At 44.1% G+C, this 22,494-nt stretch carries 15 protein-coding genes; all 15 read left to right on the top strand.

Annotated elements, in window-relative coordinates; all coding sequences use genetic code 11:
- Positions 1–27 precede the first annotated feature (27 nt).
- Positions 28–837 (top strand): nucleotidyltransferase family protein, encoded by an 810-nt coding sequence (locus tag PP769_RS19540; protein ID WP_312643535.1) that lies wholly within the window; start codon positions 28–30, stop codon positions 835–837.
- A 365-nt stretch (positions 838–1,202) separates the two neighbouring features.
- Positions 1,203–2,150 (top strand): NAD-dependent epimerase/dehydratase family protein, encoded by a 948-nt coding sequence (locus PP769_RS19535; RefSeq protein WP_312643533.1) that lies wholly within the window; start codon positions 1,203–1,205, stop codon positions 2,148–2,150.
- 193 nt (positions 2,151–2,343) lie between these two features.
- Positions 2,344–3,435 carry a glycosyltransferase gene (locus PP769_RS19530; protein ID WP_312643529.1) on the top strand — a complete coding sequence of 364 codons (1,092 nt, stop codon included), beginning with the start codon at positions 2,344–2,346 and terminating at the stop codon, positions 3,433–3,435.
- Between the two features lie 1,005 nt (positions 3,436–4,440).
- Positions 4,441–5,232 carry a class I SAM-dependent methyltransferase gene (locus tag PP769_RS19525; RefSeq protein WP_312643527.1) on the top strand — a complete coding sequence of 264 codons (792 nt, stop codon included), beginning with the start codon at positions 4,441–4,443 and terminating at the stop codon, positions 5,230–5,232.
- A gap of 347 nt (positions 5,233–5,579) precedes the next feature.
- The gene (locus tag PP769_RS19520; protein WP_312643525.1) at positions 5,580–6,455 is read left to right on the top strand and encodes a glucosamine inositolphosphorylceramide transferase family protein; all 876 of its coding nucleotides are present in this window, start codon (positions 5,580–5,582) and stop codon (positions 6,453–6,455) included.
- 131 nt (positions 6,456–6,586) lie between these two features.
- Positions 6,587–7,447 carry an ABC transporter permease gene (locus PP769_RS19515; RefSeq protein ID WP_312643523.1) on the top strand — a complete coding sequence of 287 codons (861 nt, stop codon included), beginning with the start codon at positions 6,587–6,589 and terminating at the stop codon, positions 7,445–7,447.
- 29 nt (positions 7,448–7,476) lie between these two features.
- On the top strand, positions 7,477–8,826 hold the full coding sequence (locus tag PP769_RS19510) for an ABC transporter ATP-binding protein (RefSeq protein ID WP_312643521.1): 1,350 nt from the start codon (positions 7,477–7,479) through the stop codon (positions 8,824–8,826).
- A 157-nt stretch (positions 8,827–8,983) separates the two neighbouring features.
- The gene (locus tag PP769_RS19505; RefSeq protein ID WP_312643519.1) at positions 8,984–10,228 is read left to right on the top strand and encodes a hypothetical protein; all 1,245 of its coding nucleotides are present in this window, start codon (positions 8,984–8,986) and stop codon (positions 10,226–10,228) included.
- A gap of 66 nt (positions 10,229–10,294) precedes the next feature.
- On the top strand, positions 10,295–12,136 hold the full coding sequence (asnB, locus tag PP769_RS19500; protein WP_312643515.1) for an asparagine synthase (glutamine-hydrolyzing): 1,842 nt from the start codon (positions 10,295–10,297) through the stop codon (positions 12,134–12,136).
- Positions 12,137–12,561: 425 nt separating this feature from the next.
- Positions 12,562–13,524, top strand: coding sequence for a glycosyltransferase family 2 protein (locus PP769_RS19495; RefSeq protein ID WP_312643513.1), 963 nt, complete (start codon positions 12,562–12,564; stop codon positions 13,522–13,524).
- A gap of 62 nt (positions 13,525–13,586) precedes the next feature.
- Complete coding sequence (locus PP769_RS19490; protein ID WP_312643511.1) at positions 13,587–15,266, top strand: hypothetical protein; 1,680 nt, start codon at positions 13,587–13,589, stop codon at positions 15,264–15,266.
- A gap of 228 nt (positions 15,267–15,494) precedes the next feature.
- Positions 15,495–16,724 carry a glycosyltransferase gene (locus PP769_RS19485; RefSeq protein WP_312643508.1) on the top strand — a complete coding sequence of 410 codons (1,230 nt, stop codon included), beginning with the start codon at positions 15,495–15,497 and terminating at the stop codon, positions 16,722–16,724.
- A gap of 30 nt (positions 16,725–16,754) precedes the next feature.
- A complete protein-coding gene (locus PP769_RS19480) occupies positions 16,755–18,023 on the top strand; it encodes a glycosyltransferase (RefSeq protein WP_312643506.1) in 1,269 nt (422 codons plus the stop codon).
- A 377-nt stretch (positions 18,024–18,400) separates the two neighbouring features.
- Positions 18,401–20,305, top strand: coding sequence for an asparagine synthase (glutamine-hydrolyzing) (gene asnB / locus PP769_RS19475; protein ID WP_312643504.1), 1,905 nt, complete (start codon positions 18,401–18,403; stop codon positions 20,303–20,305).
- 293 nt (positions 20,306–20,598) lie between these two features.
- Entirely contained in the window at positions 20,599–22,098 is a 1,500-nt protein-coding gene (locus tag PP769_RS19470) for an O-antigen ligase family protein (RefSeq protein WP_312643502.1), read from the top strand.
- The last annotated feature ends 396 nt before the right edge of the window (positions 22,099–22,494 follow it).

Raw genomic sequence — 22,494 nt, 5'->3', positions numbered from 1 at the left:
TCTTTGTTGGGAGTTGCTGCGAATTCTATGGAAAGAGAGGTTGTTGGGTTGATGCCCGCCGGTGGAAAAGCCGAAAGAATTGCTCCGTTGCCTTGCAGTAAAGAGTTGTTCCCACTTGGTTTTCAACTCATGGAGGGAATTCCTCAGCCTCGACCAAAGGCCGTTGGGCAATATTTATTGGAAAAGTTTCAATTAGCAGGAATTACAAAAACGTTTATTATTCTTCGGAAGGGCAAATGGGATATTCCTGCTTATTTTGGTCATGGGGAATTTGTCAACATGCATCTTGGGTATTTGATCATGGGAGAGGCCTTGGGACCGCCATTTACCCTAGACCAAGCTTATCCGTTTGTTCATGATAAGTTGGTCGCGTTTGGATTTCCAGATATTATGATCAGCTCGGAAAATGTGTTTAGTCCATTACTCAAGCAGCAAGAACGCACGCAAGCCGATGTGGTCCTTGCCGTTTTCCCAGCACATAAGCCCCAGCTTATGGACATGGTGGAGATGGATGAAAACGGGAAAATTCACGCAATGTTTTTAAAGCCGGATAAAACTGACTTGGAGCTCTGTTGGTTAGGCGGAGTGTGGACACCGGCATTTACCCAGTTTATGCATGATTACCTGCAGGACTTTCGAAGAAAAGATGATTTCAAAACTGCAAAAGCCGATAAACTGGAAACAGAGGATCTGACCGTTGGAGCCGTGATACAAGCGGCAATCAAAAAGGGTTTGCAGACGTATGGTGTTGTGTTCCCTGATGGGAAATATATCGATATTGGTACGGCAGATAACCTGATGAAATCTGTGGAAAAGTTTGGATGCCAGGTGACCTAACTTTTCCCGTATTCCTTATTACTGGATGGAAATTGTCCTCCTCCCTTATCCTGTGGTCTTGAATGTCACATTCAAAGAACTAAAGGGAATTTTTCAATATTTCACTTCCTACAGACTTACTCTATCTAATCCCATAGATTCCTTTAAGCTGCCAAATCATGATGGCCAGTTCATTTTCAGGATTAAAGACAAAGGATTGTGTGTTGGGCTCTTGAGGGGAGTTTTCCTGGAATGGTGCTGAGTGATTGCTTTCTTGTGGCCGTTGAGTATTCCCTCCGAACTATACGACCTCACTTTGGTGATCAACTTTTTAAAAATTTCTCGCATAATTCTAGTGCACAAGGGCGAGAGAGGCGCTCTTCACAATGACAATTATAAAGTCCTTGTCAGATGTCAAAGTTCTGATAACTGGTGGAAGCGGGTTTTTGGGGACACATTTGTTTCAGCGATTATGCCCGATTAGTGGGGAAGTGCATGCGACTTCCCGTACTCAACGCCAAAATCTCAAGGGTGGACCTCTCTGGTGGCAAACAAATTTGGAGGATCTGGGAGCGGTGCGCCGTCTGCTCAAGAACATCCAACCCGATATTATTTTCCATATGTCTGGGTTGGCTTCCGCTATTCAAACTGTGGAATTCGTCTTGCCGACATTCCACAGTCTGCTCACAAGCACGGTCAATCTGCTCACGGTTGCGACCGAAGCTGGTTGTCAGCGGGTCGTATTGGCAGGGTCACTGAATGAGCCACAATCCGATGATCCCGAGATGATTCCGAGTTCGCCATATGCGGCGGCCAAGTGGGCGGGGAGTGCCTATGGACGCATGTTTCATGCACTCTATGGGACTCCTTTGGTGATTGTCCGAACATTTATGACCTATGGCCCAGGACAAGATTCACGGAAGCTCATTCCCTCTGTTGTACTCTCTCTCCTGAAAGAGGAATCTCCAAAGCTTTCTAGTGGACAATGGAACGCCGATTGGATTTTTATCGATGACGTCATCGACGGATTTATTGCTGCAGCTCGGATGCCACAAATAGAGGGGAGTACCCTTGATTTAGGTATGGGAACCCTCGTGACTGTTCGTGAATTGGTAGAGAAATTGGTCAAGATTGTGGGGGGTAATGTAGAACCATTATTTGGGGTATTGCCCGATCGGGTCTTGGAGCCAGCACGAAAAGCTGAGATAGGAATGACCTATGAAAAGCTGGGGTGGAAGCCAAAGGTTTCCCTTGAATCCGGGCTGCGTCAAACGGTGGAATGGTATAAAGCGAAGTACCTTGGATCTATGAGTAGTCAATCTATAGGCCAATAGGCATCCATTATTGAACAATGAGTCGATCATGCTTTCCTAACGGGTTTTGCATGTTTCAAATTCCAGAGATAGGTGAAGGCCAATGTTAGGAAGGAATGCAAGAAAGGCTCTGGATATTTTTCAGAAATGCTATGAAAAATTTAATAAAATATTCCACATGACCCCTTCCCCCACAGAAAAGGTCGTTTCTCTTATGCCAAAGGGAGCTCTACGGGGGAACGTACTTCTCTCCTATAGAACTGAACGATTTCTAATCGAACCGGGGCAACCAAATCCTTATTATCATTATAGCTGCCAATTGTCCGTTGTGATGGCGAGAATTTTTGTTGATTTCGGTTTTGCTGTTGATATTATTGCTAATACGAATCGGACATTTTTACCGAAAAAGGATTATTCATTTTTCATCGATACCCGGATGAATTTTGAAAGAATTGCGAACGTCCTGAATAAGGATTGTGTGAAAATATTGCATGCGACCACTGCTCATCCCTATTTCAACAATTATGCCGAAACGAAACGCTTAATGGCTATGCAAGAGCGAAGGCATGTGACCTTGCGTTCCAGAAGATTTATGGACCCGAAGTATGCCATGGCCATAGAATTTGCTGATTGTGTGGTCGTTCATTGTGCATTTGGTATGACAAATTTCAAATATGCGAATAAGCCAATGTATCTGGTTCCGAATGCGGTTCCCTATAGGTATCCTTGGTCTGAATTAAAGGATTTTGAAGCCTGTCGATTCCGATTTTTGTGGTTGGGGAGTGAGGGAATGGTGCACAAAGGTCTAGATTTGGTCTTAGAAGCATTCGCAGGGATGCCGGAATATCATTTGACGGTTTGTGGCCCGGTTGCGAGAGAAAAGGATTTTGAACAGGCCTATTTTCTTGAATTGTATCGTACCCCCAATATTCATACACACGGATGGATTGATGTTGAATCCACTGAATTTACGAAGTTGGCCAATCGCTGTCTCGGCCTAGTTTATCCATCCTGTTCTGAAACGAATGCTGGCTCCGTATTAACGTGTATGCATGCGGGCCTTATTCCTATCATCAGTTACGAATCAGGTGTGGATATAGGAAAGGAAGCAGGTATTGTGCTGGATGATTGTTCAGTTGAGGCTATCCAGAAGGCTGTGCGGCAAATGGCAACCGCTTCAACCCAAGAACTCAAAATGAGGTCCCGTAAAGCGTGGGAGTTTGCCAGAGCGAACCACACGGTGGAAAATTTCCACAATCAATACAGAAAAATAGTAGAAAAAATCATGACGGATTATCAAAAGTAATTAAGGGGTTTGGGTCTTGGGTTAAATAGCCTGGGAGCTTCTGGGGGGTGAGTTCCTGCCGCTGAGCGGAAGGGTTCTCGTTCATAAGGGGCGGATATATCGGTTTACCTATAGTACTGAGTCTGATTAAGGCATTCCGGCTCTTCGCCTTCCAAATATAAGAAATATCGAAAATCACTTGTTAGGAAAAAGTAGTTCCAGAGTAGCCTGTCGTCACGATATCGGGAGAAGGATGGAATGCGTATGGCATGCAATATGTTGCCCCGCATTTCCTAAGTGGTCAAGGATTGGTAACGGTTGATGGATATGTGGACAACTCCATCCTTTGCAAAACATCTTGGGCAAAAAAGGTGCATCGATAATTGTGTTATCGGCAGGAGCTTGGTGGTTAATTTAGAAAGTACAGGTTTTAGACAGTAATAAAGGGGGAGTTGGCCTTGTGGTGGTCTCTAACTTTGAGCGAAGGTTATCTATATAGGCTGCACTCTGGATATATCAAAATGAATTTTTGAGAATAAAATTAACAAGAGCAGGGATGAAAAAGATTACAAAACCGGCTGGCGATATAAAAAATATATTGTGTTGAAATTCCCTGCCTGTTGAAGACCGAGAGACCCGAGGACTGGTCCGGAGGATTGAGTTGCAATCGAATCGCATCAGTAAAGCCTCTTGACGAATTGTTTATTGCCGATCTTGATGTTCTGATGTGGAACATCTAGTCGTGCGGTTCCGGCAGACTTTTGGCCCGTATCGGGGCAAACCTCACCTGTTCGTCTGAAGTGAGGAGATTGGGGAATGCCGCAAGAATACTTCAAGAATGACCCAAAGTTGAGGATTTTTTATGGTACTTTGCGCAGGATGTGGTATGATCTGTCTTCGCAAGAGTCCTAGGCCTACCCTCCCTTCGGCCAGTTGACGCGAAGATGATAAGCGAAGCGCCGGAATTTATCTTCCATACCTGTCAGCTTGGATGATCCACGAACGGGCCGTAGGCGTTAATTGCAAATGTATTTACTGAAAAAGCTTCGAGAAAGAATTCCTCCCGAACACCGGAAGCGCCTCCGACGTCTCTCCCGTCCAGTAATGGACTTCTGGGAAAACCTGCGGGAAAGAATTCCTCCCGAACGTCGGAAAAAATGGTCTCAACGTCTTCGGCGTCTCTCCCGCCCAGCATGGATGGGCACGCTGCGACGAACCAGACCTTTGAGCAGTCATTTTGGCATTGACCGGGGCACGCCGGTTGATCGCTATTACATCGAGCGATTTCTTGAGGAGCATCAATTAGACATTCATGGTTATGTACTTGAGGTTAAAGACAGCCGTTACATTGATCGATATGGGACTGCTGTCGACCGGCGTGAAATACTTGACATTGATCCAGCAAATCCAAGAGCCTCGATCATTGCAGATCTTTCAGCAGCTGATTCAATTCCATCAAATACCTTTGATTGCTTTATCCTTACCCAGACGCTTATGTACATATATGATGTGCATTCGGCTGTTTCGCACGCCCACCGCATCCTACGTCCAGGCGGCGTGCTTCTTGTCACTGTGCCGGTAGTGAGCAGATACTGCACGCCAAAGGCTGATTACTGGCGATTCACGCTCCCTGGTTGTTCGGCGCTATTTGGTGAGGTATTTGGTCAAAATAATATAATGGTCCGGTCCCATGGAAATGTTCTGGCCGCCATAGCTTTTTTGACTGGAATGGCCTATGAAGAATTATCAAACCGGGAACTTGATGTAAGCGATGATTATATTCCACTGATCATCACGGTTCGGGCGGTTAAAAAATAAAGGTGGCGAATAATAATCAGATAAGAATTTGGAGCGAATGCTAAAGGTTCTCCTATACAGGGTCGGCTAATCAATCAATCCTGAAGAAGTTGCCGCTGATTGCTAATATTCTCGATTTTTACTGCATATTTCCCATGGATAATCCATTTAACACCCTGAACCTTATGCACTTTTTAAAAAACATTTGACCCGGTAATGGTGTAGAAATGGATGCCGTTTTGTCTATTGTAGTGATTGCCATATTTATCATAGGCGTCATATATGGCATAGCCTTTCAGAAATATCATTTTTTTCCTTTTAACTTTTTAAAAAGAGCAAAGAAGTACTTATCTAAAAGTGAGACCAAGGTGCACTATGGTCCCTGGTCGATTGGAATTTATGTGGGAGGGTCTCCATTCGAATTACATGAACCGGACCACATTTCTAATCCTGTGCTGAGCGGCAAGGTCGTGACGGATATAGATGCCACCTATCTTGCCGATCCATTTATGATCGTCGAGAACAGTCAGTTTTACATGTTTTTCGAAGTGTGGAATCGAGCCACTGCTCAGGGAGATATTGCCTATGCCGAAAGCGAAGATGGGAAGAAATGGGATTACAAGAAAATTATTATTCATGAACCGTTCCACTTGTCCTATCCTTACGTCTTTCGATGGGAAGAACAGTATTATTTAATTCCCGAGAGCCACGAAGATCTCTCCATTAGATTGTACCGGTCCAGTTCTTTTCCTGCTGAATGGCAATTCGTCAAACGTATTTTTCATGGAGAACATTATGTGGATCCCTCTATTTTCCGATATAACAATGCCTGGTGGTTGTTTTATTCCAATCCTTTAAATGACGCCTTAAACTTGTACTTTTCGGACGAGTTGACGGGTAATTGGCAGCCTCATCCGATGAATCCGGTTGTGAAATTAAACAAGCATATTTCCAGGCCTGGTGGGAGGGTCTTGATTTATAATGGACATCCATACAGATTTGCCCAAGATACGGAGCCACGATACGGGATTCAGGTATTTGCATTTGAAATAGTAGAACTATCTAAAACAGCCTATAAAGAAACAATCGTGTCCGAAAAGGCTGTCGTTATGCCGTCTGGAGAAGGATGGAATGCGTATGGCATGCATCATGTTGACCCTCATTTTTCAAATGGGAAGTGGATTGCAGCGGTTGATGGAAAATGCTGGCCTAGTAGCAGGATACCTGGTGCGTTTCCCGCTTAAAGGAAGTGAAGGGGAATTTTTTTGGGGCATCAGGAAGGACAGCATGTGTAAGAGGTCATTTTCCTTACTCGAATGTTCTGTTTCTTCTGTTTCATTGTATGGCGAAGAAAGGGGATGAAGGAGCGTTATTTATGAACAAAATCATGAGCCATAAATGTGGGGAAACTTCAAAAGGAGATTCTTTGACCGTCATTCAGCCAACCTCCGGTTGGCAGATTATTGATTTTAAAGAGCTGAAGGAGTTTCGAGATCTGTTTTACTTTCTTGTATGGCGTGACATTAAATCCATATATGCCCAAACCATTTTGGGATTTCTATGGGCCATACTCAATCCACTTATCCAGATTGTTATCTTCACCATTATTTTTGGGAAAGTGGCCAAGATACCGACTGATGGAGTTCCGTATGTTCTCTTTTCCAGCATCGCGATTATTCCTTGGGCCTATATCTCACAGGCAATTTCGCAGTCTAGTCAAAGCCTGATTCAGGGATCGAATATCTTAGGGAAGATTTATTTTCCTCGATTAATGTTTCCCATTACTCCTGTTCTGTCTAAGCTGGTTGATTTCGGAATATCCATGGTAATTATATTGGGTATCATGCTGTATTATCGTGTTTCTCCCACATGGAATCTCCTGTTATTCCCCGTTGTTTTTCTTCTCATGATCTCCATACCATTGGGTATAGGGACATGGTTATCCTCTCTGGCCATTCGGTTTCGTGATGTCAAACAGGTGATGCCGTTTATTATTCAAATGCTGATGTACACTGCCCCTATCGTCTATTCGGCATCTTCTATATCAGAAGGATATCGTTTGATCTATTCTCTGAATCCCATCGTTGGAGTCATAGAGGGGTTTAGGGCCTGTTTTCTTGGGACTCCAATCCCCTGGGTATATATTTTGCCTGGAATACTGACTGCTGCCATTTTGGTCATAAGTGGAATGTTGTATTTTAAACGGATGGAGCGAATTTTTGTAGATGTTATTTAAGTGGAAGACCGATTCCTAGGGAACGCACAATGAAAAATGATTTAGCTTTAAAAGTGGAAAATATCAGTAAGTGTTACCGTATTGGCTTAAAGGAAACTATGCATGATAGCCTTGGGGTATCAATCTATCATTTCCTGAAAAGCCCTCTTCAAAACTACCGAAATTATCGCGGACTTTACCAATTTGATAATAAAAGTCCGGAACTTATTGGAAATCAACCCGATGTTATTTGGGCAGTGCGAGATATTTCCTTTGAGGTGAAAGAGGGGGAAGTAGTGGGCATTATCGGGGGCAATGGGGCCGGAAAGTCCACACTCCTTAAAATCCTTTCTAAAATTACCGTTCCAACAAGCGGACGTGCTACGGTTCGTGGAAGGATTTCTTGCCTTCTAGAAGTAGGAACCGGGTTTCATCCTGAACTCACTGGGCGAGAAAACGTTTTTCTGAACGGGACAATTCTTGGTATGAGGAAAAAAGAAATTGACCGCAAATTTGACGAAATTGTAGATTTTTCAGGAGTAGAAAAATTTATCGACACTCCCGTAAAACGTTACTCAAGTGGGATGAAGGTGAGATTGGCCTTTGCCGTTGCTGCTCATCTGGAGCCGGATATTTTGATTGTGGATGAGGTTCTGGCAGTGGGTGACGCGGCGTTTCAAAAGAAATGTCTCGACAAAATGCAAGATGTCGGCCAGCATGGCCGGACAGTGCTTTTTGTTTCGCACAACATGGCGGCAGTCAGTCGATTGTGTGAAAGGGCCATTTTATTGAATGGGGGGAGATTCCAATTTGATGGACCGACTCATGAGGTGTTGAGCCGTTACTTGAATTCCGAAACAGGTGCCCGGGCCGAATACAAATGGGTTGATTTGGGAGATGCCCCTGGGGATGATGTCGTTCGATTATGCGCGGTTAGGGTAAGAGGGAATGATGGATATGTGTCGGACACTTTAGATATCAGTCAACCTATTCGAATTGAGATCGAGTACCAAGTTCTTCAGCCCGGATATGAATTCCGAGTTTATTATCATGTCTTTCATGAGGAGGGAGTTGAAGCCTTTGTATCCATCGATAATGATCCTGCCTGGTTAAAGAAGCATCGCAAGGTCGGGCGCTACGTGAGTACCTCCGTGATCCCTGGAAATTTGCTTGCAGAGGGAAGATATTTCATTGGACCTTCTATAGGTACCAAATGTCCGGAAGTTAAACGATTGGGGGTGCAGGATGCCGTAGTATTTCATGTCATTGAAAAAGACATGAGTGAGAATGGGGCTCGCGGTGATTCCCATGGGCATCTTCCGGGGGTGGTCAGGCCTCTTTTAAAGTGGGAAACGCAATTTATTCCAAAAGAAGCACACGCAGAAAAGACCGAAGTGTAGACTGAGTTATATTGCATTTCACTTTTCTCCAGAGGATTCGCCCTTTTTTTTCAATATTTCACTACGTAACTTGCCCTTCAACTCATTCCAGATAATACTGGAATTTATAGCATTTCAAGCCTGAATCACAGCATGGTGATATGGCTGAAGCACCCCCTTGATTTTACCGATCTCAAATAAAAAAGATTCGGATAACGAAGAGATGAGTTCTCATCGGTCAGTAGTCTTTCAATATTTAAAGCTGCCGGGTGAGAAGAAACGATTTGTTTGTTTGCAGCAAAGCATTCTTGTTTTTGCTTGGATGTTGTTTTTCATAAAAGATTCATTAACACCTATTGTAAGGTTTGACTCAAAGACTTCTCGTGGCAGGTTGTTTGTAAAGCAGTTGCAGAGTTATCTAGGCTTTGTGAAAAGAAATATCAGATGTCTTAGTCATTTTTTAGGTTATAAGTTCCAAGTGTTTAGCAGACAAGAGGTTGTTGAATTGCCGTGCTATGGTCAAATATGTGTGCGGATCCATAAGGGTTACAAAATATTCGATTTTCATAGAGGGGTGGCGATCAAAGTATTCGATCGCCATGTAAACTCTGCCGCTATTCGCGATGAAATTGACATATTGAAGGTGGTGTCCCGTATCGAATTTGCTTCTTCCATAAAAAAGTGGAGTATTGAGGGAAGATGGTATGAAGAAGAATATGTAAATGGATCTTTGGATTCCTCTTATAAGCCTTTGGATTCAGGAGCGTTAATAGAAAAGTTTTCCAACGAGATTCTTCAGCATTTGACAAGTTTAACGCTGTTTCAGAAGCCGTTAACCAAAAATGCTATAGAACATGCTTTTGATATGACCAAGGCATTAAGTTTCAAAATTTCGCCAAGGCAGGCGTCCCCAGGAGGAGAGTACCCCAAAATTTTATCATTTATGGATTCCATGGTTCATCGACTGCGGACGGAAGGAGATTATCCAATATTTTTGGTGTTTGCCCATGGAGATTTTGTCCCAGCCAATATGCTCAATACGCGATACGGATTGAAAATAATTGATTGGGAAGGTGCTGGATATCGGAGTGCATTATTTGATTTTTATAGTTATTTTTTCTATCGACCGGCTTGTCGGGAAGTGCCAGTGACCGAGTTGGTTTCAGAAATAAATACAGCATTGCCGATGTTCATTTCAGGATTAGCCGAAAACGCTCCGGAGGTTTCAAATAGCCTAAAGACTTGTGAGAAAGGCTATCGATGGATTTTTTATCTTGAGATGATCTGTAGGTTAGTAGATCGTGAAATGACAGATAAAAACCTGAATATGATGCATTATATCCAAGAATATATTAAGGCTTTTTCCCTTTACGAAGATTTGTGTGGCAATGAGAACGAAAGACATTCCAAAAATCCAAGGTAATTTAAATTTATGACACCGCCAACATTCATCTTGAAGTTCTTGTTTCCCGACAAAAGAGGGTAGGACATGTGTGGAATAGCTGGAGAATTGCGATTCAATCAGGCGGTGGTGCCGGCGGCTGATTGGGAAAAGATTAGTGCATTGATGGCACGTCGGGGACCCAATGACCAAGGAATCTGGACCGATCATAGGACGTGTACATTGGTTTTCCGCCGTTTGGCTATCATTGATTTAAGTATGAATGCTCATCAACCTATGACCGTTCAAAATGGTCGCTATACGTTGGTCTTTAATGGGGAGATATATAATTTCCAGCACTTACGAAAGGATTTAGAAGGCCGTGGAGTACGATTCCGGTCAACAAGTGACACCGAAGTTGTGCTGTATGCCCTAATAGAATGGGGAGTTACCGCATTGGATCGTTTTAACGGGATGTTTGCCTTGGGGTTTTTTGATTCCGTGGAAAAGCGATTGCTGTTGGCTCGGGACCATGCTGGCATGAAACCGCTATATTATTTAAAGAAGTCGGAAGGAATGGTCTTTGGGTCACAATATAATCAAATTTTGGCACATCCCTTGAGCCATAATCTTGAGGTCTCCCCCGAAGCACTTGGTCTCTATTTGCGTTTGGCCTATATTCCTGCGCCTTTTGCCCTGATGCAGGATTCCAATATGCTTGAGCCTGGTTCCTGGGTCAAATTTACGGCCGATGGACAGGTAGAAAAGGGACAATACTTTACATTTCCGCAATACCATTCCCCGAAATTGAAAGGCCAGGAGGCTCTGGAAGCGGTGGATTTGACGATCACAGCAGCTGTGAAACGGCATCTGATCAGTGATGTTCCCGTCGGAGCATTCCTTTCCGGTGGTATTGACTCACCGCTGGTCGTAGCAAAAATGAGATCGGTGAGTGCAGGGCCCATTGAGGTTTTTACAATCGGAACCGGTGAAAAAGCCACAGATGAAACACAGGATGCCGTGGCCTATGCGAAAGAGTTTGGGGTTAAACATAGGATTGAATGTATGGATCCTGCCAAAGCGCTTGATTTCTTGGATGATGTGATAGAAAGCTGTGGAGAGCCGTTTGGAGATTATTCAATATTCCCCACCATGATGGTATCCCGCCTGGCCAGTCAAAATTACAAGGTTATGCTTTCCGGTGATGGCGGTGATGAATTGTTTTGGGGCTATACGGGCCGATTTGGTTCTTTGGTCAAGAATGCAGGTGATTTTCGGTACCCATTCTGGTGGCGTTGGGTATGGCGGGGATTGAAGAGAGTTCTCCAATATGGAAATTATAATCACCTTAATCAACGCTCTCTCGGAAGCTATCATCGTCTTATGCTCACCCATCTCTCTGAAAAATGGTTGAACCAAATTTTTCCTTCATTGCCAGTTTGGCCAAATGCCTATAAAGCCTTTGAATACCATAGTTGCGATCCAGATCGTGCAGCACAATATTCCCGAATTGCTGAATTTGAATGTCATTTGCCCTATGTGTTGATGAAAGTGGATCGGGCAAGTATGTTTCATTCCTTAGAAGTTCGGGTACCGCTCCTGGATAAGGAAGTTATTGAAATAGCGGCACAAACTGACTGGCACCAGTGCCTTGATGTGGAGCAAAAAATGGGGAAGATGGTTTTACGTCAGGTCTTATCCAAATATACTAAACAACAGACTCAAGGAAAGCGGGGTTTTGAGGTACCTATGGGAGCATGGTTACGTACTTCTCTCCGGGAAATGGTTGAGGAAAGTCTACTAAAACGAGATGAAATGTTGGGGTTGGAAGTAAACAAGCAAGCTCTTCGACGGCTGTATGATCTTCACCTCAATGGTGGGAGCGATCTTTCATGGGCGCTATGGCCTCTGCTCAGCTTATCGCTATGGATGAATAAACATTATCAGTAGCCGAGAACGGATTCACAGGAAAAACCAAAGAAAATCTTATTAAGCAAACGACACAATTGGCTAAGTTGTCATCCTGAGCCAACGGCAAAGGATCTGTGCCCAGCCGAGAATCTCACGACTCGACGAGATCCTTCGTTTTACTCAGGATGACCTTTTGAAATCCAACGCAATCGAGATCAAATTCAATTGTCGAGACTTTAACCTGCAACTTTTTTGATAGATCGGCGCCGACTTCTGTCGGATGACAGGGAGGGTCAATTAATCAAAATTCGGGAATCCAATTCTGGTTCTGGTCGCATGGATCATAGCCGGACACATGCGGGAATGGCATTTGTGACATTTTCGGCAAAAATCGCATTTTGAGTGGCACTTGAGCTTGCCGGTCAACTGACATTGAAGTTTTTACTCATTTGAAGAGGTTCAATATGATCCATCAGGAAATGCCACTAGTCACGATTGCTATTCCGACATTCAATCGAGCCGGCACGTACCTGAAGCACACTCTGGAAAGCGCGGTAGACCAATCTTATAAAAATTTAGAAATTATCGTTTCCGATAATTGCTCGACTGATCATACCGAAAGAGTGGTGAACGCATTCAATGACCCTCGAATTCGATATGTAAAGCACAGTCAAAATATCGGGCATTACAATAATTTTAAGTTTTGTATAGACCAAGCACGGGGAGATTATTTTTTACTGTTACAGGATGATGACCTTATTGATGAGGATTTTGTTGATGCGTGCTTAAAAACGGTCAATTATTCATTTTCGGATATTGGAGTTATTCGAACAGGAACTCGCTATATTGGCCCAGAGGGACAGGGGTTAGGGGAGTGGCCCAATACAGTTGGTGGACTTTCAACGGAAGAATTTCTTTTAGCTTATTTATCCTTTGAGACAGGTATTTACCTCTGCAGTACCTTATTGAATACCAAAAGGTTAAGAGAGATCGGTGGCATGCATTCAAAACATAATTTGCTCTTAGATGTTATGGCGATAGCCAAATTATGCTCCCGGTTTGGCCGGAAGGATATTCAAGAAAGTAAGGCAAGTAATCGGAAGCATCCCAATGAATTAACGTTATCTGTAAAATGTAAAGAATGGTGTGAAGAATCATTCCTATTGGTAGATACGATGTGTCAGTTGGTTTCTGATAAGAGCATGGTGCAAAAAATAAGAAAGACAGGAAAAAATTACATCTTCAGGCATAATTATAATTTGATAAAAAAAGAGAAGGTCATGAGTTCACGGTTAAAGGCCTTGTTCCTGATTTTCAGGAAATGCGGATATCTGTTTTCTTTAAGCCGATTCTTAAAATATGCCATTCTTGATGAATGGAAAGCGGGTAAAAGGAAAATGAAACGACTGATAGGCTCTTTTGGGTAAAAGCGTAGCGGTCGGCCCAGCATTGCGGTTCTTACCGAGTCCCCACTTGAGCAAGGAGTACCATGGGTTCACACAGTAAAGTTTATCCAACGGACATATTTTTTGGAAAAGAAAATGAGGAACGGATTTTCGCCTCTAACGGTTTTGAGCGAGTTGAATATGCATTTGATGAGTTTTGCTCCCAATTGGTGGATGTTCATGTGAAGCAGGGTGTGAGGATACATAGCCTTCGTGTCTGTGCAGAGGAGGGGCCTACCCACATAAAATTTTCAAGCGCAGCCTCGGTTTTGAAGGTTTTTCATGGAAATGAATTTGGAACGCTCTTAACCGTTCAATATGAAAAAAGAAAATATACGGTTTGGCTACCTGCTGCTTGTGCGAAATTTCATTTCGACCAATCCCAACGTATTTCAGCCCCTGAGGACTCGTTCCTTCCCTGCCATTGGGAAGTGAATTCAGGTATTCAATTGCAATTATTCCTTTCAGGAATGCCCGGAGAACGGGCAATTGTCCCCTTTGTGATTATCGAAGATGCTTGCGAGGAGTTTGTCGGGGAAATCACATCTTTGAATTCCGTTGAACGACGTGTGTATCGAAAAACAGATTGGTTTTATGCCAGTAAGCCCTCAGATATCTGGACGTATCTGGTCAACGGAAGTCTCTATGATCCTCGTGGGCACAAAGACCTGAAGAAACGATTCAAATGTCAGCAATGTGCATTCGCCTGGTGGAGTTATTTTGGGTTTTTATATCACGAAACCGGCAAAAAATTGTATGACATCATCCAAAATGTCATTGCCTATTCTGTTGTTTTAGACCTGTCGCCAAAAGGAGAGTGGGGGCATGGTTTTTGGACCGATGAAATTGAAACGCATGCCCGATTCCATTTGGACGGCATTCATTTGCTCATTTCGCAGTATGAAAAAACGGGCGAGTCTTTATGGATAGAAGCCGCAGAACGTGGAATAACTTTTGTGTCCGAGCATCTGATGGAACAGCTCGATGACGGGAGTCTTTGGTTTTTACACGATACGAATGAACACATGGACAAACATGCACATTTTCACTCTATCCTTTTTGGCAAATCTCCTGGTAATTCGCTTTGTCTCAATACGCATGTGCAGGCATTGACAGTACTGAATCGCCTTAGCCATGTGATTCCACAAGAAACACGTTATGCTGAATGGTCCGAAAAGGGATTGCGTGCGCTACAAAGAGTGTTAGAACACCAACCGGCAGAAGCACTGTATAAAATTTTTATCGTAATGTGGGTGAAATCACGAAAAAAGCCCCGATCTAAGGTTGAAGTCGTAGCACATGCCGTTAAAGTAAGAAGCATACGTAAGGTTTTTTGGGCTCTGCGACGGAAGTATCCCCGGCTTGTTTATCCTGGCGGATGGATTGATCGGGATTTAACCATCAGTTGTTTTTCGGAAGAATATCAAATTACCAATCTTAAGGATTTCCTTACCTTATATCAGCAAATGCCACTTTCGTGGTTACTTCCCTACATAAAAAACAATTTCAATTTTCTCAGAAAATTTCTCTTTCAATTCGGTCTGACCAATGCTCTTGAGTCCAGTCCCTATTACATCGAATTTATGGATGTCCTGTATATGTACGATAAATATATTGAAAAAATAGATCCTGAAGAAATACAGCGTACGAAAGAAACTATCCGTCGGCAAACAGGCGGGTATTCGGTTGATTATTTTGCTTCAGAGCTTGTGCGGGGGAAATAGGATGTGCAAGCGGAAAATGTATCTACATAGCCCGATCTCTTCTTAGGTAAAAAGGAAAGCTCTTAAAGAATCTTCGACCTAGAATTTCATGTGAGATCTTGAGGAGGTGAGTGAAAAAATCTATCGATTTCCCATGGGGAGAGAATATCCTTTACTTTAGTTGAAGCGAGAGTGATTCCATCGGATGCTTTTGAAAGACGTAATTGAAAAAATAGTAGAGGACGAAGAATGAAAGTTGCGTTTATTGTGAGCCAGTTTCCCTCTGCTACTGAAACATTTGTCCAAAGTCAAATTGTAGGTATAATCGAAGCTGGACTCGAGGTAAGCATTTTTGCAGGGAAAGCAAGGGATGATCTCCCGAGTCCAGAAAACCTCAAAAAATATAGGTTGAGGGAACGGACGAGGTATCAAGTTGTACCAAAAAATAAAGTTCGACGATTCGCCAAGGGGTTGTATCTTATTCTTAAATATATCCTAAAATATCCCGTCCCAATAGTGAGATCCTTAAATGTTTTTCAATATGGAAGGGCCGCTTCATCATTAACACTTCTGTATAAAATAATTCCCTTTTTAGGAAAGGGACCCTATGACATTATTCATTGCCAATTTGGCACGGATGGTCTGCAAGGATTATATATTAAACAAGTGGCTGCCCCAACGGCTAAAGTGGTGACTTCTTTTCGAGGATTTGATGCCTCAAAAATGATCTATGAATGCCCCGATTTGTATAAAACATTATTTAGGGAAGGGGATCTCTTTTTACCGGTGAGCCAATCTTTGAAAAATCTCATTGTCCAACAAGGATGTGATGAGGGGAAGATTGTCGTTTTGCCCTCTGGTATTAATTGCCAAAACCTCACATGCTCCGCCAAGAAAGTTCTTCAGGATGAACCGATACATGTAATAACCATTGCCCGGTTGATTGAGAAAAAGGGTATTACCTATGCGATTGAAGCAATCGATAAGATAGTCAAATCGGGAAAATCCATCCGCTATTCCATAATCGGAGAGGGCGAATTACGAGGGGACCTGGAGCAATTGATACAGGAGCGAGATCTCAAGGAGCATGTGCAGCTACTAGGGTGGAAAAGCCATGAGGAAGTCATTCGATTATTGCAAGATGCACACATACTGATTGCTCCAAGTGTGACGGCCAAAGACGGTGATCAGGAAGGCATTCCCAATGCGATTAAAGAGGCCATGGCCCTGGGGTTGCCGGTTATTGCCACTCAGCATAGCGGCATTCCGGAACTTGTGGAAGATGGTGTGTCAGGTTATCTGGTACAGGAGCGAGATGCGGATGCCCTGGCCGATCGATTGTCCTACCTGTTTGACCATCCTGAAAAATGGGCGGATATGGGAAGAGCCGGGCGTGCCCGGGTGGAAACGGACTATGACATAAAGACTCTAAACGATCGGTTGGTAGGATTATATGGACAATTGTGTGCAAAAACGTGATATTTGCCAATGAGTAAAAAGGATAGAACGATGCCTCCCCAAAAACCCAAAGTTTTGTTTCTTGCGTATTATTTTCCCCCGCTCAATGCCGGTGCATGTGTCCGAACCTGGAATATTGCCAAGTATCTTTCCAGGTTAGGTTGGGATGTCACCGTGGTAACACCCGATCCTCATCTGTGGCGATTAGGGGACACGAGTGAAATTGAGAAGATAAAGGTTGAACTAAATAAGGAAGGAATTAAGTGTAAACATACCGGGCATGACTGGCGGTTTCTTTCACCTGGGTGCCTAAAATTCGGGAATACCGGAATCAAATGGTTTTTGGGAGGGGTAGGTCGACGGATCGCAAGCAAGTGGAGGATTGAAAGGGAAATCGGCTGGATCAAAGAAGCCAAGCGGACATGCTCAACCTTAGGTAAAGAGGATGTAGACATCATTCTTGCGAGTGGTTCACCGTTTTGTTCATTTGGATTGGCGAAATGGCTATCAGATAAACTGAACCGACCCTATGTGCTTGATTACCGTGATCCTTGGACCGGCAATCCTCACGCAACGTATCCGAAACCTCAGAAAACCATTAATGAAGAGAAAGAGCTGCTCCAAAGTAGCGCTGCTGTGACCATCGTTTCTCCCTCCTGGGCAATGGATTTAACCCGACGATATGGTCTGAAGGAAAAAATTCACGTCATTTCGAATGGCTTTGATCCGGATGAAATGAGTCAAGTACAGCCTACTCAGTTTCCACATTTCGCGATAGTGTATACTGGGGATTTCTATCCGCCCAAACGGGTGATTACGCCGTTCATGGAAGCTCTAAAGCATTTGAAGGAATTAAGAGGTAAAGAAAAAGGAAAGTGGTGTCTGTATTATTATGGTCAGATGGGAGAGCATGTCAGAGAAGAAGCCGAGCGATTCGGGATGATTGATGAGGTGAAGCTTCAGGGGAAGGTCCACCGCAATGTTGCGCTATCCGCTGTTGCTGGTGCCGACATATCTATTGTAATTACCTCCATCCCTGACGACGTCACGATTGCCGATAAAGGAATGATTACATGCAAAGTCTTTGAATCCTTAGGGTTGAGGACTCCGATTCTGCTGATTTGTCCATTGGGAAGTGATGTCGCCATATTAGAACAGTGTAAAGGGGTACGCGCGTTCCAAAAAAATAATATCGTTGGTATGGCTTCCTATCTCAATCAAAGAATAGAAAGTCAAGGAGAGAGAATTGAAGGAGAAGATTCCTATTCATGGGTCAATTTAAGTAAGCAGTTGAATGACATTCTTCTCAAAAATCTTTAGGTGGGTAGGCGGTTTCTTTTTGTGTCCATTTTCTAGGCTAAGAATACTTCTGGAAAGGCGCACTTCCAACCACGCATTCCTAATGTCAAAACAATCCGGTTGTTCCCTAACTTTAGGGCAAGTGAGCGTGGTGAAGACACTCTTCACCCAATTTGCCCCCTTTTATGGCGGATGAGGATGGACAACCCCTGTCCGCCAACCGATAATGGGCCCCCCAAAGGGCCGTCCCCAAGCGACGTAATACCTGCAAGAAAGATGATGTTTTTGGGTAGACGTAATCTCTGACAGAGCAAGACTTAACCGTTACCACGATGTTGGCTTGTGGACGAAACCAAGGCTGATTGTCCATCTCGAGTGCGGAGAGGAATGATTATTTTATGTGTGGTATTGCCGGGTGGTTGGGACATCTCCCTGACAGTGAGTCTTACGCAGCACGTTTAGCCAAGGTTCTGCATCACCGGGGTCCGGATGCACATGGCATTCAGATCTGGCCTGAGGCAACTCTCATTCATACACGGTTAAGTATTATTGATTTGTCTCCCGGTGGTGCGCAACCCATGGCGAACGAAGATGGTACCATCTGGGTAGTTTTTAACGGGGAAATCTATAACCATCGGGAACTTCGACGGGATCTTGAAGCTTGCGGACATATTTTTAAAGGGCGCTCGGACACTGAGGTCATTGTTCATCTTTATGAGGAAAAAGGGTTAGCATTCCTGGATAGATTGCGTGGCATGTTTGCCATAGCGATTTATAATACACACACTGATACCCTTCTTCTGGCCAGAGACCGATTCGGTATCAAGCCACTGTTTTATGCCCCAGGGGCCAACCGGCTTGCGTTCGCCAGCGAAATCAGAGCTCTCCGTGAATTGCCTGGAATCAACGTTCAGCCGGATAGGCAGGCGATTTCCGATTTTGCTGCCTTATTCTACATCCCTGCACCTGAGACATTTTTTGTTGGAATTCGCGCTCTTCAGCCGGGAGAAGTTTTGGTCGCTCGGTTGGATAACCATAGAATTTCTTGGGATATCCAAAACTATCATCAATGGTCCATTGCTCCCGATTTAGAATTGTCTTTAGAGCAGGCTAAGACACAAGCTGATTCTTTAATTGGGAGGGCTGTCCGACAGCAGTTGGAAAGCGATGTTCCGCTTGGTTCCCTTCTCAGCGGGGGGATCGATTCCTCTTTGGTAAGTGTTGCGGCGCAGGAGGCTCTCAATGGCAGGCTTCAGACCTTTAACGCGCAATTTTCAGAGGAGGAGTATGATGAGACGTGGGCAGCGGTGGCAGTAGGGCAGCACATTGGAAGCCATCACCGGACGCTTAAAGTTGGAAACAGCAAAGGCACCTGGGAACATATAACTGATCTTCTTCTTCATGCCGGACAGCCTTTTGCCGATACCTCAATTTTTGCAGCCAATGCGGTTTGTCGACTTATGCGCGAGCATGTGACCGTTGCCCTTTCTGGAGACGGTGGGGACGAGGGGTTCGGGGGCTATGGCCATTTTTTGAGAATTGGGGAAATTATCGGGTTTCAACGTTTTCCGCCATGGTTGTGGGGTATCGCTGGAGCCATTGCGCATCCACTAGCTCGACTCGGTGTGTTACGTAATTCATTCCCGGAAAGGATACGAGATCTTACCGGCGCTGATGACACAAGGATTTTGCAGACCTTGTTTTGTTGGATAAGGGAAGATGAACACAAAAATCTTTGCTTGGATACTAATTTACTTCCCGTCCGTCGCCTGTTTGAACCACAGTGGGAGCATCGTTTGGCGGGTAAGGTTTCCCGGTTGGAACGTTTGTCCGCACATGCGACTGAGGTTGATGCTCGGCTGCGATTGCCCAATGATTTTCTTTTTAAGGTGGATATGGCAAGTATGAAAGAGAGTCTGGAGGTGCGGGTCCCATTGTTAGATGAAGAACTGTTTGCGTTTGGCCTTTGCCTTCCCCATCACCTGAAAGTGAGCGGAGGAATGTGTAAAAAGGTGTTACGAGCAGTGGCCGAAAGTAAATTGCCTAAAGCCGTCGCTAAAAAACCTAAACTAGGATTCGTCATCCCTATGGATAAATGGGTTGATAGGGAATTCAAATCCCAGTTGTCAGAAGTTCTGCTTGGCCCTTCCAGCCGACTTCCCGAATTTTTTAGACCTGAAACCTACCGCCCGGTAGTAGATGCTTTTTGTATGGGACGTCCTCATCAGGCTATTTCTCGGGCAGGACTGTATCAACGGGCTATTATGCTATTAGCCGTCCAATTAGCTCTTTCCGATCGGTAAGGCGGGTTTGGTGTTCAGTAGTCTGGCTAATTAAGTGGAAATCTCGTTCATGAAAGGCCTTTTGCCGGCCCTGAAGAGGTTTCATATGTTTGATCCCGTGGTGGTTGACTGATAACACACAAACTCTACCTCACCTATTTTCTCCCTACAAAGGAGAGGAATTGAGTCCCCTTTTGGTCGAATGAGGAGGGCGAGAATGGGAGTGATCCAGGGAAAATCATGATGAACCAAAATTTTTTTAAGGTCAGAGTAGTTTTGGATTTCGGTTGTTCGAAAAGTTCAAGGAAAATTGCATGACTAAGATAAATCCACCTTTTTCATCCTCAATGCAAAACCCGAAAAGTTCGAATTTCACGAAAGATACTGAACTGAGGGCTAAAGAAATCAGTGCCCAACTGATTTGGCCGATCCTCATCAAGGTAATGATTTGCGTGGTGCCTGCCATGGGTTTGGTTGGGTTAGGGAAATTATTTGCTGGTGGAAAAGTTTTCTTCGTTTTTTTACTAATATTTCTTGCGTATTATGTAGTGTCCGGGAAACCGTTAAGTTTTTTTGCCTTGTCCATCTCAGTCCTTCCCGTTTTGGTTTTTTTGCGTGACGGTTTGTTCTATAACTCGGTAATAGCTATTTTGGGGTTGGGACTGGCTCTCAGGCTTTTTAAAACCCCCCAAAAATTTTTCCAACTATGGAACAATCTCCTGTTGCGTTGGCTTCTAGTTGTTGGAGTGTTGTATTGGGGGGGAGCTTTTATTTTGACGGGCGGCTATTCCTCTGGCCTTATGATTTTGGAGCTTGGGTTCAGTGCAGGAATTGTATATCTCCTTGCTGAACAACGAAGATTCCTTTCCACGGCATTCATCGGTGCGGGCATCTCCCTGTTTGCGATTGGTTTGGCCTTATTGGGATATGGTTCGCCACGCCTGGTCGAAGCTAAGATTGAAGGCGTTACCTTCGGAAATCCTATTAACTTCGGAATTCCGGCGGCATTTATCCTGCTTTATTCAATGGTAGATGACGGGAAATGGCTTTTTCTGCACAAATCGGCAATTTCTCGCCGGTTGGTTGGGGGAACGGCCCTAATTTTTTTGCTTCTCTCGACATCGCGAGGGAGTTGGGCTGTTGCCTGTGTGGGTGTAATCATCATGCTGCTGTTTTCTAAAGTTAGAATGAAAATGAGAATACTAATTTCCTTGATGATTATGGCTATTTTTTTATTCAGCCTCCTTTTAACGGAGAAAGGAGCATTAATAAACGAATGGTTTGACAAGGCTACGAGCGACGAGAGAAGTCTGGAGCAAAAAACTACGGGACGTTTCGATATGTGGAAACTTTTTCCAAACGTTTTAAAAGATTCCCCAATTTGGGGATTTGGCCCTGGGTCAGGGCCAGAAGTTTATGCGACCTATTCCATGTCCGATCCTAATGTACATTTTAAACCCGGTGTGAAATTGGCCTGGCATTCGTTGTATCTCCACATAGGTGTTGAAACAGGGCTTATCGGCCTCCTACTCTTGACGGTTTTCCTTGCCTCCCTAATAAGCAAAGGGCTTGTCCATAGACGTGTTACGGGTGAGGTAGGGCCACTGTTAGGCGTACCGTGTTTCATGACGATCGGTCTTTCCGTTTCTGCCCTTGACCCATTGTCTGGACTTTTCCTAGGGATCGCCTTCCTTGGTAACACACGGGCACCAAGGGTACGACGCCCAAAAGTGTGGAGAACCCAAACTCATAGGGTAAAAACGGACAATCCCACAAATTTCTCGAACAGCGAGGGTAAAACATTTTTTCAGTAAAAGATTGACTGGCTGATAACCCGTCGGCTAGGAAAACAGACCAATACCAAACCACTCAATTGCTTAACAATGCGACCATGAAGAAATGTGTAAAGGGATGGCAAGAGAGATTTCTGTTCCTGGTCGTGCGATGAGAAGAAAATATCATATGGAAAATGGCTGAAAAAGTTAAACCGAAGGGAATTGGAGAAAGCTTTCCTGAGCAGCAACTATCGGTATTGGGAGTTGGATTTTTTACGGCTAATTCAAAAGGAAATTTAAATATGGCATTACAGAATGCAAATAAAACTTTGGTCATCATCACGAACGTTCGGCATTATGAGGTTGGGGGCCAGTTCTTCGCCTCCGGTCCCTATACCCTACAGATCCAGCCTTTGGCGGATTTGTTTGAAAAAG

It is taken from the genome of Candidatus Nitrospira allomarina (assembly GCF_032050975.1).
Classification (GTDB): Bacteria; Nitrospirota; Nitrospiria; order Nitrospirales; family UBA8639; genus Nitrospira_E; species Nitrospira_E allomarina.
This window is presented reverse-complemented; position numbering and strand designations above follow the sequence as displayed.